The following is a 13,507-nucleotide window of genomic DNA, read 5'->3' as shown; positions in this document are numbered from 1 at the left end:
GCTACTCCGCAAAATGCTGAATGAGCTGTTTCATTAAGTACGGTTGATTCTCTTCAAACTGTTTTTTCCGATGACCATTCGCACCAGATGGATGAGGGAAGCCTGAAAGAAGCTGATGCTGTTCGATTCGTCCATCATGAATCAAACTACGGACTTGTGCTTCGACGACACGACCAAGTGGAATCAACAGTGTCGGTTTTCGTAGCTGATTGATTTCAGCGACGAAGTGTTCCTCCGCATAATGTCTCAATAAAGGACTGCGACTGATCTTCGGTTGATGCCCCGAATAATTTTTTTCCCGATAGAAGACGGGTTGCTTTAACAGTGACGTCGGATGTAATAATTCCTGATGTTGATGAAATAAGCTAGCCGTCGTCTCGATTCCAAGCAATGCTGGAAGCTCAAGTGCATCTAACATCTGGACGAGATTACGTCGCATCGTTCCAGCAAAACTGGCTGTATATTTGACGAGCCGTGCCGTCTCTTCTAGCGAAGCACCATGATGGAGCGCATCCGTCGCTTCCTCAAAGGCGATTCGCATCTGTTCAAAGCCAGGTGTGATCCCGACGATGACGACTTTAGCCTCAGTATTGATATATTCACCGATCGGAGAATAATAGACGGTTAGATTATTCTCCTGTTGCAATAAAAAATCATCCGTCCATAATTCATCACGTCGTAACGTACGATCGTCAGGTAAGCTACGAATGACTTGTTCAAATATAGTTAACGAATTCATGAAAGGTCCTCTTCTCTCTGTATTGGCACTATAATAACAAATAATACCATTTGAGACAAATACACCCTTTCACTATTTTGATATGGGCACACAAAAAGGACTCAAGACGAGTCCTTTTTAGTTTATTGCGCGCGTTCTTTGACCGAAGCGACTTCGTACGTCAGAATCTCGCTACCGAGCATTGGCGATTCTCCCGCTTCACTATTCGCCGGTCGACTATGGGACGCTTTGAAATCGTCACTTTCCCGCCATGCTTGGAAACTCTTCATATCTTCCCAGTACATGTTGACGTTCATCTCATCATGTTCTTCGATGTTTTGTGTCAACAAGACCTCGACGCGGATGAATCCATCCATCGTATCAAGTCCACTTGGACGTGTAAAACGAGGAGCGAGGGCAGCAGCCATTCCTTTTTTGACTTTAATACGGTTCGTAACGACGATCATTATGAAATCCCCTTTCAAAAAACGAATAATGTACTTCTTCAGTATAGTACGATGAAGGAAAGAATGCCGGAAAGAAGGAACAAACGATGAATGAACAGGAATACGATCAACGACTACGAATTGAGACCATTGAGATGCAACATCTTTATAGTGTGTTCAGTCACTACAATCGATATGAACCAACGCCCTATGCAGCATTAGACGAACTGTGCGAAACGTATTTGTTTCAAAAACAGGATACTGTCATTGACTTCGGATGTGGGAAAGGGCGCTTGAACTTTTACTTACACGACCGTTTTGACTGCTCCGTCATCGGAATCGAGATGAACGGACAATTTTACGAAGACGCGATCCGGAATATGGGGAACTACCAAAGTCGACGGAAGCGGCGTTCCGGAGGTTTACGATTTGAACAGGCGTATGCCGAGCAGTACGTCATTCCGGATGAGGCAAACAAGTTTTATTTTTTCAATCCATTCTCTTCGCAAATTTTCATGAAAATAGTCGATCACATCCTAGATTCAGTCGAGCGCTCCTCGCGTTCAGTTGATCTCATTTTGTATTACCCAACTGATGAATACCGGGAATATCTAGAGCGCCATACCGTATTTGATCAAGTTGATGAGATTCGATTGCAGGATCTTTATGACAAAAATCACGACGAGCGATTCGTCATCTATCGTTTTGATCCGAACAAACTGCTTCAAAACGGGTATGAATACAGTGATGAGCGAAATAAAGGATGAGGAGGTCGGATGATGATCCGTTTGGAGCATGTGACGAAGGAATTTGCGCCGGGACGCGGGATATTCGATGTCAGTTTTACGGTTGAGCCGGGTATGATATTCGGTTTTATCGGACCAAATGGATCCGGAAAATCAACGACGCTCCGGCATTTAATGGGACTATTGGCTGCGGACGATGGAAAAGCAACCGTCGGCGGTTTTGATTGCTGGAATCAAAGTAAAGAAGTAAAGCAGTTGGTCGGTTATTTACCGGGTGAAATTAGTCTGCCTGGAGAGATGACAGGAGCAGACATGCTGGATTTGATGCAGCGACTACACGGCAGCGATCCGGCACGGCGGCAATTGTTGTTGAAACGGTTTCCCTTTGAGACGAAGACAAAAATCCGAAAGATGTCAAAAGGAATGAAACAAAAACTGGCACTTGTCGGTTGTTTCATGAAGGATGCGCCGGTCTACCTACTCGATGAGCCGACAAGTGGACTTGATCCCTTGATGCAAGAGCGTTTTTTAGAGTGGATTGAACAGGAGAAACAAGCGGGAAAAGCGATCTTGATGAGTTCGCATCACTTTCCAGAGATGGAAAAGTCGTGTGATCGAGCCGCTTTAATCAAAGCGGGCCGCATCATCGTCGAATCCGATATTCATGCGTTGATTCGATCGAGTCGAAAGGTGTACACGATCGTTTTTCAAAGTGAGACGGAGGCGGCGCAATTCGCGAGGCAAGTCGGCGTTGAACCGAAGCGGACAGAAGTCAGTTTTCAAACGGATGAGACGTTAACCTTAAACCAGGTGATTGCTTATTTAACGCAGTATGATGTGCGATTGATCCGACAATCGGCGGATGATCTAGAACAGGTCTTTTTGCATTATTACGGCGAGGAGGAACCATCGTGATGTTGCTAATCCGCTCTTTATTCAAGCAAGTCAGAAAGCCTGTTCTTGCTTATTCGATTGGAACGAGTCTTTATTTGTTGATGCTTGCGTTGCTTTATCCATCGATGATGAAGACAGGTTTACTAGAAGCAAAGCTAGAAGCGTTACCTCCGGAAGTCTTGAAAGCCTTTCAATACGATAAGGTGACAGGATTCAATAATGTGCTTGATCTGCTCGGTGGGAATTATTACGGATTGATCTTCCAAGTCATCGCGAGTCTATTTTTACTCTCGCTAGCAGCACGACTCGTCGCGCGACCAATCGACAATGGAGAATTGATCGTCTACCTAGCGGCACCGATCACACGAAATGACTATACGTTAGCAGTTGCAAGCGTCATCGGACTCGCTAGTCTTCTTCTCGTCACGCTGAACGGTCTCGTATTGATGGTAGCGGATTGGTGGATGAGCGGAATTACGATCGATACTATGGTATTATGGCGAATTCAACTCAATGCGCTAATGTTACTCTTTGCAATTGGTACATTTACGTTATTCATTGCGACGTTATTCGATGAAGAACGACGTGCTTTTTCGCTTGCTGGTAGTGTACTCATCCTATCGATCGTCTTGACGATTCTGTCTGAACTGAGTGACAAGACAGAGTGGCTCCGTTATCTATCCGTCTTCTCCTTATTCAATACGACGCAATTACTAGAAGGAACGAATCATTTTCTGCTCCATTCGGTCATCCTATTCGTCCTATTTCTCATTTTCTTGACTGGAGCATTCGTTCAATTCGGGCGTCGAAGTCTGTCGATTTGATCGAAAGTGACGAAAAAAATTTACAGAAACTGAACATTTAGGATTTGAACGTTGCGTCACGCGCTGATTTTTACTAAGATAAAGGAATGTTGTAGTTCTGGAAAAAGAAATGAGGTCTTTTGAAATGAATAAACCATCCATTTATGGATTAACGCTTGAGCAGATGACAGAATGGTTATCGAATCAAGGGCACAAACCATTCCGTGCCAAACAAGTATGGGATTGGCTCTACCGTAAACGTGTCACGACTTTCGCGGAAATGACGAATGTCAACAAGGATTGCCTTGAGTTGTTAGATCAGAGTTTTACGATTGACTCGATGACAGAAGCGGTCAAGCAAGAATCAGCGGACGGAACAATCAAGTTCCTCTTCAAATTATATGATGGCAACTTGATCGAAACGGTTTTGATGCGTCATAAATACGGTCTTTCTGTCTGTGTTACGACACAGGTTGGCTGTAACATCGGCTGTAGCTTCTGTGCAAGTGGTCTCATCAAGAAGAGCCGCGACTTGTCAGCAGGCGAAATCGTTGAGCAGATCATGAACGTTCAACATCACCTCGATGCAGTCGGAAACGAAGAACGTGTCAGCCACGTCGTCGTCATGGGTATCGGTGAACCGTTCGATAACTTCGACAACATGGTCGACTTCTTGAACGTCATCAAGGACCACAATGGTCTTGCAATCGGTGCGCGTCACATCACGGTTTCAACAAGTGGTTTGGCAGACAAGATCTACAAGTTCGCTGACTTAAAACTCCAAGTCAACTTAGCTATCTCGCTTCACGCACCAAACAATGAATTGCGTACGCAAATCATGAAAATCAACCGGGCGATTCCGCTTGAGAAATTGATGCCAGCAATCGATTATTACGTTCAAACAACGAACCGTAAAATCACGATCGAGTATATCTTGCTTCGTGGCGTCAACGACCAAAAGGAACACGCGGTCGAACTCGCGAAATTGTTTGAAGACAAACGTCACCTGACGTATGTCAACTTGATTCCGTACAACCCAGTCGATGAGCACGGTCAATATCAACGCAGTACGTCTGAAGATATCACGACGTTCTACGATACGTTGAAGAAGAACGGCTTGAACTGGGGTGTTCGTCTTGAGCACGGAACAGATATCGATGCTGCGTGTGGTCAATTACGTAGTAAGCAAATCAAAAAAGATAAAGTAGCATCCAAATAATTCGTTGGGCTTCTCATCGTTTCGGTGGGAAGCTTTTTTTACGATAAGAAATGAGGACATCCTATGACACGTATACGATTCAATGATTTTAACTTAAGCACACCGATTCTCGACTCGATCGAGCAACTCGGATACACGGCACCAACCGAAGTCCAGCAATCGGTCATTCCCGTCGTATTATCCGGAAAAGACGTCATCGTCAAATCACGGACAGGAAGTGGGAAGACGGCTTCCTTCGCAATCCCCCTTTGTGAACTCGTCGAGTGGGAAGAAAACAAACCACAAGTCTTAGTCTTGACGCCAACACGTGAGCTTGCCTTGCAGGTCAAAGAAGACATCATGAACATCGGACGCTATAAGCGGATCAAAGCGACGGCCGTCTTCGGCAAGCAACCGTTCCGTGGACAAGTCACGGAACTCAAACAAAAGACACACGTCGTCGTCGGTACACCGGGACGTGTACGCGATCATATCGAGCGGGGCACGCTATCGCTTGAGAAAATCCGTTACGTCGTCTTGGATGAAGCCGATGAAATGCTGAATATGGGCTTCCTCGATCAAGTCGACGCCATCTTGTCCGAGTTACCAAAAGATCGGATGACACTCTTATTCTCTGCGACCTTCCCGGAAGATATCGCACAGTTGAGCAATCGTTACATGGATGCACCGAAACGAATCGAAGTGGGTGAAACCGTCGTCTCAACGATTACGCATAGTTATATTCCGGTGACGGATAAGACGAAATTCGCGATTCTAAAAGATGTCCTCGTCGCTGAAAACCCGGATCGCTGTATGATTTTCTGTCGGACGAAAGAACATGTCGATTTCGTTGCAAATGGTCTCCGTGCACATGAGTATCCGGTTGAAGCGATTCACGGAGGAATGGAACAAGACGATCGACTTGATGCGATGAAGGCGTTCCGTGCCGGTAAATTCCGGATTCTCGTTGCAACAGACGTCGCAGCACGCGGTATCGATATCGAGAACATCACGCATGTCATCCAGTATGATCTCCCTGTCGAACGAGAAAGCTACGTTCACCGGACCGGTCGGACGGGTCGTGCAGGAGCAACTGGACAAGCAATTAGTCTTGTCACACCAGCAGACGAACGTCGCCTGAAGGAAATCGAGCAATATCACGGGAAGCTGACACGCCGCCAAGCACCGACGGAAAAGGACTTGATGCGGACAGCGGATGCGTTCGAAGAGAAAATGGCGACGGCAGATACGCGTTCGTCGAAAACGGAACAGCTTGATGCCGACATCATGAAGTTGTTCTTTAACGGCGGAAAGAAAAAGAAACTTCGTGCCGTCGACTTCGTTGGAACGATCGCGAAGATTGAAGGCGTCACAGCAGACGATATCGGGATTATCTCGATTCAGGATACGTTGACGTATGTCGATATCCTGAACGGCAAAGGTCCGCTTGTCTTACGAGCGATGAAGACGACGAAAGTCAAAGGGAAACAATTGAAGGTGTATGAAGCATTCAAGAAGTAAAACAAGCCGGTCCATCTCCGCTTAGGCGAAGAGGGACCGGCTTGTTTGCGTCAAAGCATGTCCGAGATGAAGTCCGCTAGCGGCTGCTTGGGCAAGAGAGTGCGTTGCACCAGAGCAATCACCGATCGCATAGACACCGGAGCATGTCGTCTCAAATGTTTCTGACGTCTCAAGCATCGGTGCGTAAAACTTACCATCTAGTCCATAAAGTAACGTATCTGCTGGAAGTTCCGTCTCAAGGAGTCGCTCGAGGCGTTTTAAAAAACCTTCTAAGACGAGGAGGTCTTCCACAGGTACTTCCGCGTGTAAATCTCCAGGGGAAGCAGCTAGCGAAGGGATGATTCCGTTATGAAGCAATTGATCCGTTGTTGTCGCTCGCGATTTTCGAAAGTCACTGAGGCGCTGGACAACGATGCGATCCTGTCCTTGATTGATTCCTCCGATAACGCGTGTGGCGTATGCATTGGCTTGTGCTAACGTCGAAAAATAACGCGGGAGAAACAGTGTAAAGTTCAAATTCGTTGATCCATCTGCCGTCTCATGGACGTTTTGACCGTCCGGCATGACGAGTCCTTCTTGATATTTGCGGATGATCCGTCCGCATGGATTCATGCAATAGGTGACGGCTTTACCATAAGGTGAGTCGTAACCGAGCTTTGTCTCGAACGTCTCCTGTAGTAATGTTCGAAATAGTGCCTCATCCGTCTCGACCCGCACTCCGAGATCAAGTCGGGTCCGCTGTGGGATGACACCAAGCGTCGCTAACTGTTGCAACGTAAAGTCTGCACCGGAACGACCTGTCGCGAACACGATCCGTCGACTTACGAAGGTTTCGTCCGCTGTTTTAATCGTAAACGCCTCCGACTTCGTGATCTGTTCGATCGTCGTTTCGAAACGAGCATCGAGTCGTGGCAATAAAGCATCCTCAAACGCCGTGAAGACGCCAACTGTCCGTGCTGTGCCTAAATGGCGCACTGTTGTCTCGACCGTATGGAGACCAGCACGACGGGCGCGAATTGCGACAGCAGGTGAATGCGTCGAGTAGGTCTCGATCATATCGGCACCGTATGTACATAAAAGATTATCGACTTCTTGGAACAGTCGTCGTGTCGTCTCTTCACCGATTTTTGAGACGAGTTCTCCGCCGAATCCCATCGCATAATTGAATTTTCCTTCTGATTTTCCAAGCCCTGCAAATCCAAGATACGCATCTTCTACTGTTCGCTTGCGGATTGGTTTTCCGGCATCGAGCAGTAAGACGCATTGCCCATCTTCAACGAGCTGATGAGCAAGGAAGATTCCCGCTACACCGGCTCCGATAATCGTCACATCATACATTACAGACGCCTCCTTTTCTCTGAGTATACAAAAAAGCCGGATTCCTATAAAAGGAATCCGGACTGAGTGAGATCGCTTATTTCCATTCTGCGATGTCAGCGATTGGTAGACGAACCGATGGGTATCCTGCATCTACTGCTTTACCGATTGAAAGCAACATGACTGGGAGGTAACGCTCTTTTTCAAGACCGAATGCTTCTGCGATTTGATCTTTCTCGTAACCACCGATTGGGTTCGTATCATATCCGTGCGCACGAGCGACGAGCATCAATTGCATCGAAACGAGACCTGAGTCGATCAAGATGCTATCTTTCAAATCGTTTGCTGAGATACTGCTGTACATGCCTTGGATCGCAGGTACTTGGCGATCGCGTACTTCTTGTGGCATGAGCCCTTTCGCAACAGCTGTGTCGTAGATGTTTTCGAGTTGATCGACTGCGTTCATGTCACCGAAGACAGCGATGACAGCAGAAGATGTCTCGACTTGGACTTGGTTGAATTTCGCGAGTGGTGCAAGTGTTGCTTTTCCTTCTTCGCTATCGATGACGAGGAAACGCCATGGTTGCATGTTGACAGAAGAAGGTGCAAGTGTTGCTTCTTCAAGGATTTGTGTCATTTCTTCTTTTGAAATTTTTACGTTCGTGTCGTAGTTACGAATCGAGCGACGTCCTTTAACGATTTCCATGAAGTCTGTTTGAGTTTGCGTTGCCATATTAAATCGACTCCTCTTTTAGTTTAGGTAATGCGTCAGCGTTTGCTTCGATGCGCTGAATCATCTCAGCTAACGTCCGTTGTTCTTCAGCAGAGAATCCTTCGAGTAGATCCTCGAGAAACTCATCTTTTTGTTCGCGTAATTGAGCGATGCGCGTCGCCCCTTGTTCCGTTAAAGAAACAAGAATCACCCGATTGTCAGCAGCTGAACGCTCGCGAGCAATCATCCCGGTCGATTCCAGGTGCTTGAGATGACGGGTCACTGCCGCATGATCCACATTAACGCGTTTTTGTAACTCTTTTTGGCTAATCGTTTGATCGACTTGTAGTTGAGCGAGTAGATCCATTCGAGTCTGACTAAAACCATCCGTACAGAGATCAAATTTTTGAGCAATCGTCTTATTGACAGAAACGAGTGCATAGATCAACCGTCCTTTTTCAGTGCAGGAGATACTCAATCCATCACATCCTTCCCTTCGTTCGAAGAAACCTTTGACGTATCAAAGATTGATATGTAAACGAATATAACGTGTTTAATTTGATGACGCAACTTATTTGCTTTTAACATAAAAAGAGATATCATTCACGCGGAATGATATCGAGTCAGGCGACTTAGCTAATTTGGCGTTTAGACGCTGGAATTCCTTTTGCATCGATCGCTGCAATGATCCGACGGAAATAGAACAACCAAAATTGTAGGAATGGTCCGATTAAGAAAATCGAGAGGATTGTACCGAAGAAAACAGGACCACCGAGCAACCAGCCAATGCCGCATGCCGTGACCTCCATGATCGTCCGCATCAGACGAATCGACGTTCCAAATCGCTCTGCAAGTGTCAGCGTCAACCCATCGCGTGGACCGGCTCCATATCCGACAGCAACATAAAGACCTGCCCCCATGCCGATGATGAAGATGCCGAAAATCAACCAGATCGTATTCAACCAAATCGACTCAAAAGAGGGTAAGAGATGAGAATTAAGGACAAGATTCATGAAGACACCGACGAAAATCGCGTTGACGAGTGTTCCAATTTGTGGTGTGACGCGGTCTAATGTGTACTTAACGAACACGAGTAATAGACCAACGAGCAAAATAATCGTTCCGACGGACAGTGGTGTTTTCTTTTGGAGACCGAGATGCAATACATCCCACGTCGAGACACCGAGTTCAGCAGTGATCATCATCGATGAGCCGAGAGCGAGTAAAAATAAACCGAGTAGGAAGAGTCCCCACTTTAACGTAGCGCGTAATAACCAGGAAGCACGATGACGCGTCATGTCTAACACCTCATTTCTTAAAAATAATTGATTCGTTAACTGTATCATGAGGAAAGTAGAAGAAGAAAGACGAAATTTTCCGTTTTTTCCATCTTAAGAAGGAGGGGAAGGTCGAAAGAGAAACGTATACTGAAGAAAAAAGGAGATGACAGGATGAAAGCGATCCGACACCTGATTCGTTTTACATACATAGAAGCCGTCTGTTGCGTCTTTCCCGTCATGATTTTCGCAGCGCTTGCTCTTTCACGTTATCTTCCTGCTGAACCGATCGCTCGATACGATCTCCTGTTGCTATGGTGTCTTCTCGTCCAAATCGTCTTACTTGTCACGCGTTATGAAACGCTGGAAGAGTTCAAACTGATCTTACTCTTTCACGTGATTGGTCTAGCACTTGAACTGTTCAAAGTGAACGTTGGGTCTTGGAGTTATCCGGAACAGGCTCTAACGAAAGTGGCTGGTGTTCCCTTGTATGCAGGATTCATGTATGCAAGTGTCGCAAGTTATGTCTGTCAAGCGTTCCGAAGATTTCATTTACGCTTCACAGCATTCCCACCACCTTGGCTTGCGATCAGCGTAGGCAGTCTCGTCTATCTCAACTTCTTCACCCACCACTGGATCTTCGATGCACGCTGGCTATTGATGGTCCTCGTCGTCCTTGTCTTCTATAAGTCATGGGTTCATTTTACGATCGAGCAGACGATCTACCGGATGCCGCTCGTCCTGTCTTTTTTACTGATCGCGTTCTTTATTTGGATTGCTGAGAATATCGTGACGTTCTTTAAAGGGTGGGTCTATCCACATCAGGAAAGAGGATGGGAAGTCGTTGATCTCGGAAAGTTGTCTTCTTGGTTCCTGCTTGTGATCATCACGGTCCTGATCGTCATCGTCGCGAAATACAAGCAACGGGATCCGGCTGTGGAGATATATCAGCGTACATAGATAAAAAACATGACATTTGGTTTGTGATGGAGCGCTTCGATGTTCAACGTTCGTTCTAACATGTGGACGACAACTTGAGCGTGCTTGGCTCAACCAGCAACGAGACGGGAAATTATTGAAAAAAGAGTGAAACATTAGAAGTTTTAAGCCGTAGAGTAAGGTGAGAACTTATTTTTCAAGGAGGACCTTACTCATGTCATCTCAATTAAAGAAAGCAGCGAAGGAGTCGCTCAGCGGTCGTTGGGGATTTGCAGTCCTAGCTTTTCTGCTGTTTAGTATTATTCAGGGTGTTCCTAATTTATTTGGATCGGATATCGATGAGCCGTCTAGTAGTATAGATCTCGTTGTATTATTGGTGTCGATTTTATTGATTCCAGTAGGAGTCGGTTGGACATGGATTGCCATGTCGATTGCTCGTGGCGAAGAAACGAAAGTGACGGATTTGTTTGAGCCATATGGTATGTTCCTGAAAGTGGTGGGGCTGGCCATTGTTCAATTCATCTTTATCGCGCTCTGGACGTTACTCTTAATCATCCCTGGTATCATCAAGTCATTCTCTTACTTGTTGACGTACTACATCCTTCGGGATGAGCCGTCAATCGGTATTCTCGAGGCAATTACACGCTCACGGCAACTCATGGATGGACACAAGATGGAAGCATTCTTGCTCTTCTTATCGTTTATCGGTTGGGCGTTGCTTGTTATCGTTACGCTTGGTCTTGCTGTCCTATGGGTCGGACCATACTTCAGTGTCACGCTTGCCAAATTCTACGATCGTATTCGTGGGGAGCAGGCGCCAGAGCAAACATCAGATTTCGTCGCACCATACTAATTCCGAATCCCGACACTACGTCGGGATTTTTCTTTGGAATAAATCCGATAGGAAAAGACGGTTTAATGGTTGCTTTAGTTCAATGAATTCTGTACGATGAATGCAACACATCTTATCTAGAGAAGTCGAGGGACTGGCCCGAAGACACTTCAGCAACCCCGCTATGGCGGAAGGTGCTACTTCCAGGAAGGAATACCTTCTGAAGATAAGAGCGGACAGGACAAGATACCGTCGCTCTTTTCGAACTTCGAAAAGAGCGTTTTTTTATGATAAGGGGGACGATGGAGTGGAGTATGGTTTTTGGTTACCGATTTTTGGGGGATGGTTACGTAACGTCGAGGATGAACAGATGCCAGCGACATTCGATTATGCGAAACAAGTCGCACAAACAGCTGAACGCATCGGCTTCTCGACGACGTTAATTGCGGAATTGAACTTGAACGATATCAAAGGCATCAAGGAACCGAGTCTTGAGGCATGGACAACGGCAGCGGCGATTGCTGCAACAACAGAACGTCTTGAAATCATGACAGCGGTTCGTCCCGGGTTCCATAATCCGGCGACGACGGCGAAGATGGCGGCAAACATCGATCAGTTGAGTGGAGGACGATTTACGCTCAATGTCGTCTCGGCCTGGTGGGCAGAAGAAGCAAAACAATACAACGGTATTTTTACTGCACATGATGAACGCTATGCCCGGACGGAAGAGTTCGTCACGGTCATGAAAGGACTATGGGCAGATGCGTCACCGTACAGCTTCTCCGGCAATCACTACACGATCGAACAGGCAGAACTCCATCCGAAACCCGTCCAGCGTCCGGGAATTAAGCTCTACGCTGGTGGAGAGAGTGAAGCCGGAAAACGGACGATCGTCGAACATTGTGATGCCTACGTCATGCATGGAGGCACTGTTGAAGAAGTAGCTCATAAAATCAATGACATGAAAATACGCCGGGAAGCGACGGGACACGCACCGCTTGAGAGCTTCGGTCTTGCTGCCTACATCATTTGCCGGGATACGGAAGAAGAAGCGCTTCTTGAGTGGCAACGCATCACGGACGTCAAGGAAGACAGCGCCGGTTATGCCGGTTATCAAGATTTCATCAGTAAATCGCAACTCGAACAACAGGTCGAGCGAAATGATTATTCCGTCTCGAACCGTGGTCTGCGACCGAACTTGATCGGAACACCAGAACAGATTGCCGAACGGATTCTAGCGTTCGAAGCCGTTGGTGTCACGTTGCTCTTGTTACAATTCTCACCACAACTCGAAGAAATGGAACGCTTTGCCCGTGACGTAATGCCACTGGTCGAAGCGAAACGAAAGGTAGGTCAACAATCATGACAAAAATTCATATTCTCCACGAAAACCAAGAATGGACGGATCATCTCATCAAACGTCTCGAAGAACTCAAGTTGCCGTACGAGCAGTGGCACTTGAATGAAGGAATCGTACCGTTAGATGAACTGCCGCCAGAAGGTGTCTTTTACAGTCGTATGAGTGCGTCTTCGCATACGCGGGGGCATCGTTATGCGCCAGAGTTGACGGAAGGGGTCCTCGCTTGGTTAGAAGAGCATGACCGGACTGTCTTTAACGGAACGCGTGCGCTCCGTCTTGAAGTCAGCAAAGTCAATCAATACACGGCATTGCGTAAGGCTGGGATTCGTGTACCAAAGACAACAGCTGCTGTCGGACGTGATCAAATCGTACAAGCAGCAAAAGAAATCGGTGTTTCGTCATTCATCACGAAACATAACCGTGCCGGGAAAGGTCTCGGCGTCCAGTTATTCCATTCGATTGAAGCACTTGAAGCTTATCTCGATGGTTCGACATTCGACGAACCAGTCGATGGCATCACGTTGATTCAAGAGTACATCCAAGCACCAGAACCGTACATCACGCGGTGTGAGTTCGTGGGTGGAAAATTCGTCTATGCGGTCCGAGTCGATACGTCGGAAGGATTCGAACTTTGCCCAGCTGATGCGTGTGTGATTGATGACTTGTTTTGCCCAGTTGGTGAAGAAGCGCCGCAAACACCGATGAAGTTCCAAATCGTTGAAGGCTTCGATGATCCAATCATTG

General features: G+C 46.7%; 15 protein-coding genes and 1 riboswitch (1 of these 16 running past the window's edge). Of the genes, 9 read left to right on the top strand and 6 right to left on the bottom strand.

Features of this window, described 5'->3' with window-relative positions; translation table 11 throughout:
* Window position 1 precedes the first annotated feature (1 nt).
* Together B2751_RS14725 and B2751_RS14720 are read right to left on the bottom strand one after the other, a co-directional pair.
* Window positions 2–739, bottom strand: coding sequence for a hypothetical protein (locus B2751_RS14725; protein WP_035411835.1), 738 nt, complete (start codon window positions 737–739; stop codon window positions 2–4).
* 122 nt (window positions 740–861) lie between these two features.
* On the bottom strand, window positions 862–1,185 hold the full coding sequence (locus tag B2751_RS14720; RefSeq protein WP_035411837.1) for a heme oxygenase: 324 nt from the start codon (window positions 1,183–1,185) through the stop codon (window positions 862–864).
* Window positions 1,186–1,271: 86 nt separating this feature from the next.
* On the opposite strand from B2751_RS14720, the gene B2751_RS14715 reads away from it, so the two are divergent.
* The 5 genes from B2751_RS14715 to B2751_RS14695 all read left to right on the top strand — a co-directional run bounded on the left by B2751_RS14715 (window position 1,272) and on the right by B2751_RS14695 (window position 6,326).
* Window positions 1,272–1,931 carry a methyltransferase gene (locus B2751_RS14715; protein WP_081780430.1) on the top strand — a complete coding sequence of 220 codons (660 nt, stop codon included), beginning with the start codon at window positions 1,272–1,274 and terminating at the stop codon, window positions 1,929–1,931.
* Between the two features lie 12 nt (window positions 1,932–1,943).
* Entirely contained in the window at window positions 1,944–2,825 is an 882-nt protein-coding gene (locus B2751_RS14710; RefSeq protein ID WP_035411840.1) for an ABC transporter ATP-binding protein, read from the top strand.
* Window positions 2,825–3,628, top strand: a complete 804-nt coding sequence (locus B2751_RS14705; RefSeq protein WP_290775485.1) for an ABC transporter permease subunit — start codon at window positions 2,825–2,827, stop codon at window positions 3,626–3,628. Before B2751_RS14710 ends, B2751_RS14705 begins: the two co-directional genes overlap by 1 nt.
* A gap of 124 nt (window positions 3,629–3,752) precedes the next feature.
* Complete coding sequence (rlmN, locus tag B2751_RS14700; protein WP_290775470.1) at window positions 3,753–4,826, top strand: 23S rRNA (adenine(2503)-C(2))-methyltransferase RlmN; 1,074 nt, start codon at window positions 3,753–3,755, stop codon at window positions 4,824–4,826.
* A gap of 63 nt (window positions 4,827–4,889) precedes the next feature.
* Window positions 4,890–6,326, top strand: coding sequence for a DEAD/DEAH box helicase (locus B2751_RS14695; protein WP_290775468.1), 1,437 nt, complete (start codon window positions 4,890–4,892; stop codon window positions 6,324–6,326).
* A gap of 21 nt (window positions 6,327–6,347) precedes the next feature.
* On the opposite strand, the gene B2751_RS14690 is transcribed toward B2751_RS14695, so the two are convergent.
* From B2751_RS14690 to B2751_RS14675, 4 genes are all read right to left on the bottom strand, one after another.
* Window positions 6,348–7,664, bottom strand: coding sequence for an NAD(FAD)-utilizing dehydrogenase (locus tag B2751_RS14690; protein WP_290775466.1), 1,317 nt, complete (start codon window positions 7,662–7,664; stop codon window positions 6,348–6,350).
* 76 nt (window positions 7,665–7,740) lie between these two features.
* Window positions 7,741–8,376: a nitroreductase family protein gene (locus B2751_RS14685; RefSeq protein WP_290775464.1), complete on the bottom strand. Its 636-nt coding sequence runs from the start codon at window positions 8,374–8,376 to the stop codon at window positions 7,741–7,743.
* Between the two features lies 1 nt (window position 8,377).
* On the bottom strand, window positions 8,378–8,833 hold the full coding sequence (locus B2751_RS14680; RefSeq protein WP_035411854.1) for a MarR family winged helix-turn-helix transcriptional regulator: 456 nt from the start codon (window positions 8,831–8,833) through the stop codon (window positions 8,378–8,380).
* Window positions 8,834–8,987: 154 nt separating this feature from the next.
* Window positions 8,988–9,653, bottom strand: coding sequence for a YczE/YyaS/YitT family protein (locus B2751_RS14675; protein WP_035411857.1), 666 nt, complete (start codon window positions 9,651–9,653; stop codon window positions 8,988–8,990).
* A 153-nt stretch (window positions 9,654–9,806) separates the two neighbouring features.
* On the opposite strand from B2751_RS14675, the gene B2751_RS14670 reads away from it, so the two are divergent.
* The 4 genes from B2751_RS14670 to B2751_RS14655 all read left to right on the top strand — a co-directional run.
* Window positions 9,807–10,592, top strand: a complete 786-nt coding sequence (locus tag B2751_RS14670; RefSeq protein WP_290756039.1) for a DUF817 domain-containing protein — start codon at window positions 9,807–9,809, stop codon at window positions 10,590–10,592.
* A 193-nt stretch (window positions 10,593–10,785) separates the two neighbouring features.
* A complete protein-coding gene (locus tag B2751_RS14665; protein WP_290775462.1) occupies window positions 10,786–11,424 on the top strand; it encodes a DUF975 family protein in 639 nt (212 codons plus the stop codon).
* Window positions 11,425–11,533: 109 nt separating this feature from the next.
* A riboswitch (SAM riboswitch) is annotated at window positions 11,534–11,636 on the top strand.
* Between the two features lie 74 nt (window positions 11,637–11,710).
* Window positions 11,711–12,769, top strand: coding sequence for an LLM class flavin-dependent oxidoreductase (locus B2751_RS14660; protein ID WP_035411862.1), 1,059 nt, complete (start codon window positions 11,711–11,713; stop codon window positions 12,767–12,769).
* Window positions 12,766–13,507, top strand: the 5' portion of a protein-coding gene (locus tag B2751_RS14655; protein WP_290775459.1) for an ATP-grasp domain-containing protein. Its footprint extends 152 nt past the window's final position; the window shows 742 of its 894 coding nt (coding positions 1–742); it begins with the start codon at window positions 12,766–12,768; its stop codon lies beyond the right edge, outside the window. Before B2751_RS14660 ends, B2751_RS14655 begins: the two co-directional genes overlap by 4 nt.

The sequence above is a fragment of the Exiguobacterium sp. UBA6282 genome (assembly GCF_002440475.1).
In the GTDB taxonomy this organism is placed as follows: domain Bacteria; phylum Bacillota; class Bacilli; order Exiguobacteriales; family Exiguobacteriaceae; genus Exiguobacterium_A.
Note: the sequence above shows the minus strand (reverse complement) of the source record. Positions and strands in the feature narration are given on the sequence as shown.

What these genes read in the sequence shown, in the direction of transcription:
- B2751_RS14675 (WP_035411857.1), bottom strand. Translation starts at nt 9,653, where the DNA reads ATGACGCGTCATCGTGCTTCCTGGTTATTACGCGCTACGTTAAAGTGG.
- B2751_RS14725 (WP_035411835.1), bottom strand. Translation starts at nt 739, where the DNA reads ATGAATTCGTTAACTATATTTGAACAAGTCATTCGTAGCTTACCTGAC.
- B2751_RS14715 (WP_081780430.1), top strand. Translation starts at nt 1,272, where the DNA reads ATGAATGAACAGGAATACGATCAACGACTACGAATTGAGACCATTGAG.
- B2751_RS14685 (WP_290775464.1), bottom strand. Translation starts at nt 8,376, where the DNA reads ATGGCAACGCAAACTCAAACAGACTTCATGGAAATCGTTAAAGGACGT.
- B2751_RS14665 (WP_290775462.1), top strand. Translation starts at nt 10,786, where the DNA reads ATGTCATCTCAATTAAAGAAAGCAGCGAAGGAGTCGCTCAGCGGTCGT.
- B2751_RS14705 (WP_290775485.1), top strand. Translation starts at nt 2,825, where the DNA reads ATGTTGCTAATCCGCTCTTTATTCAAGCAAGTCAGAAAGCCTGTTCTT.
- B2751_RS14690 (WP_290775466.1), bottom strand. Translation starts at nt 7,664, where the DNA reads ATGTATGATGTGACGATTATCGGAGCCGGTGTAGCGGGAATCTTCCTT.
- B2751_RS14695 (WP_290775468.1), top strand. Translation starts at nt 4,890, where the DNA reads ATGACACGTATACGATTCAATGATTTTAACTTAAGCACACCGATTCTC.
- B2751_RS14670 (WP_290756039.1), top strand. Translation starts at nt 9,807, where the DNA reads ATGAAAGCGATCCGACACCTGATTCGTTTTACATACATAGAAGCCGTC.
- rlmN (WP_290775470.1), top strand. Translation starts at nt 3,753, where the DNA reads ATGAATAAACCATCCATTTATGGATTAACGCTTGAGCAGATGACAGAA.
- B2751_RS14720 (WP_035411837.1), bottom strand. Translation starts at nt 1,185, where the DNA reads ATGATCGTCGTTACGAACCGTATTAAAGTCAAAAAAGGAATGGCTGCT.
- B2751_RS14710 (WP_035411840.1), top strand. Translation starts at nt 1,944, where the DNA reads ATGATCCGTTTGGAGCATGTGACGAAGGAATTTGCGCCGGGACGCGGG.